Annotated in this window: 2 protein-coding genes; one reads left to right on the forward strand and one right to left on the reverse strand. The window is 61.7% G+C overall.

The genetic code is table 11. The annotated features are described in order from the left end of the window. Positions 1-286: 286 nt before the first annotated feature. Positions 287-1,081 (reverse strand): class II aldolase/adducin family protein, encoded by a 795-nt coding sequence (locus WCB02_RS13530; protein ID WP_423958730.1) that lies wholly within the window; start codon positions 1,079-1,081, stop codon positions 287-289. A gap of 270 nt (positions 1,082-1,351) precedes the next feature. Between WCB02_RS13530 and WCB02_RS13535 the strand changes: the two genes are divergently transcribed. After that, on the forward strand, positions 1,352-2,359 hold the full coding sequence (locus WCB02_RS13535) for an ABC transporter substrate-binding protein (protein ID WP_423958731.1): 1,008 nt from the start codon (positions 1,352-1,354) through the stop codon (positions 2,357-2,359). Positions 2,360-2,449 lie beyond the last annotated feature (90 nt).

Here is a 2,449-nt window from a genome sequence, read left to right on the forward strand (position 1 = left end):
GCCTGGCAAGCAGCGAGACAGTCTCGATGAAGAAACCACCGACTGGAGAGCCGTATGCGGGAAAACCGCCCGTACGGTTCGGAGGGCGGGGTCGGCGAAAGTCGATCCCGACCCCTATCATAACCACCGGCGTTTGTGGATGGCGACCGGCGTCGAACGGCGGGTCTCAAATGATAGATCGCCCGGTATGGGTCGCGGCTCGAGGCCGGGACGACGGACCAACCAACTGAGTTGCCCAAGAAACAGTGCGATTCACGCAATCCCGCCGGCAGGCCACCGGATCCGGCTAATCCCGGTACGACGTGTCGAGCCGGTCGAGCTTGCGCAGCAGCGCGGGCCAGGCCAGATCGCCGTTGCGGTTGGGCTTGTCGGTGCGCGGCCGCATCTTGTCAAAAGTCTTTTCCAGGATCTCGCTTGCGGGGATCGTCAGCTTCGTGTTGCAGGACAGCGCCATCACCTGGACCTCGCAGGCCCGCTCCAGCCGGAACAGCGCGTTGAACGCCGATGCGATGCTGCGCCCGACCACCAGCAGACCGTGGTTGCGCAGGATCATGGCCTCGTGATCGCCGAGGTCTCTGACCAGCCGTTCGCGCTCGCCGACATCGTCGGCGATGCCTTCGAAGTCATGATAGGCGATGTGCACGAACCGCATCGAGGTCTGGGCCAGCGGCAGCAAGCCGCATTGCATCGCCGAGACAGCCATGCCGGCCGGCGTGTGGGTATGCGTGACGCAATCGACATCGTGGCGGGCCATGTGAATGGCGCTGTGGATGACGAAGCCCGCGGCATTGACGCCGTAGTCCGAGGCATTGAAGACGGTGTTGCCGTCGTGGTCGACCTTGATCAGGCAGGACGCATCGATTTCCTCATAAAGCATCCCGTAAGGGTTGATCAGGAAATGACTGGGCTCGCCGGGAACGCGGCAGGAGATGTGGTTGGCGATCATCTCGGTCATGCCGTACATCGCGGTGAGGCGATAGCAGGCGGCGAGATTGACGCGGGCTTGCCACTCCTCGGCGCTGACCTGTTCGCGGACAGATTTGACGACCTTGATGGCGGGCGCACTGACGGGTGGGTTCATGGGGTTTCTCCGATTCCAACGGACGTTTCTTGTGGGGCCTCTGTCACAGCTAGCGAGCCGCCACGATACGGGTAACCGCGGCCAGGCCACAAGGCGTCCAGCTGCACGAAAAGTGGGACCCAGTTTTCCGAAAAGGTCATGCTCGTGCAACGGAATGGGCATGCTCCCCAGCTTTGTTGCAGGGCAAAAACCCCGCGTCGCAAATCCTTCATGCGGGGCCTATAGTTGGTTCCCATCGCTCTTTTGCCTGAGAAAACCGGAGTTCGCGTCATGAAGACCGTCCGTTTTGCCTTGATCCTGCTTGTGCTGGCGGTTCTGGCACCCTGGCAATCCGCCAAGGCGGCCGACGTCATCTGCTACAATTGTCCGCCGGAATGGGCCGACTGGGCCTCCATGCTCAAGGCGATCAAGGCCGACCTGCACTACGATATTCCGCATGACAACAAGAACTCGGGCCAGGCGCTGGCGCAGATCCTGGCCGAGAAGAGCAATCCGGTCGCCGACATCGGCTATTTCGGCGTCAATTTCGGCATCAAGGCCAAGGCCCAGGACGCGCTCGAGCCCTATAAGCCCGCCAATTGGGACCAGGTCCCCGCCGGCCTGAAGGATCCGGACGGCACCTGGACCACGATCCACTCCGGCACGCTCGGCCTGTTCGTGAACAAGGATGCGCTGGGCGGCAAGCCGGTGCCGGCCTGCTGGAAGGATCTGCTGAAGCCCGACTACAAGGGCATGGTCGGCTATCTCGATCCAAGCTCGGCCGCGGTCGGCTATGTCGGCGCGGTCGCGGTCAATCTCGCGCTCGGCGGCTCCTCCGCGAACTTCGATCCCGCAATCAATTTCTTCAAGCAGCTGAAGAAGAATGATCCGATCGTTCCGAAACAGACGTCCTATGCCCGTGTGGTCTCCGGCGAGATGCCGATCCTGTTCGACTACGACTTCAACGCCTATCGGGCGAAATATTCGGAGAAGGGCAATTTCGAGTTCGTCATTCCCTGCGAGGGCTCGGTGGTCTTCCCTTACGTCGTTGGCCTCGTGAAGAATGCGCCGGACAAGGAGAAGGCCACGAAGGTGCTGGACTATCTGTTGTCCGACAAGGGGCAGGCGATCTGGACCAACGCCTATCTGCGCCCTGCGCGCCCGATCGAATTGCCCGAGGCCGTCAAGAGCAAGTTCCTGCCGGACAGCGACTATGCGCGTGCCAGGAGCGTCGACTGGGGCGAGATGGAGAGCGCGCAGAAGGGTTTTGTCGATCGCTATCTCGCCGAGGTGCACTGATTGCTTTACAAGCGGACAAGGCGATGTCTTGGATCCGTTGCGCTCCACCCATGCTCTCGTCATGGCCGGGCGAAGTCCCGGCCATCCACG

The sequence above is a fragment of the Bradyrhizobium sp. genome (assembly GCF_049581145.1).
Lineage (GTDB): Bacteria > Pseudomonadota > Alphaproteobacteria > Rhizobiales > Xanthobacteraceae > Bradyrhizobium.

Coding starts and splice junctions, on each gene's coding strand:
- WCB02_RS13530 (WP_423958730.1), bottom strand. CDS start 1,081: ATGAACCCACCCGTCAGTGCGCCCGCCATCAAGGTCGTCAAATCTGTC.
- WCB02_RS13535 (WP_423958731.1), top strand. CDS start 1,352: ATGAAGACCGTCCGTTTTGCCTTGATCCTGCTTGTGCTGGCGGTTCTG.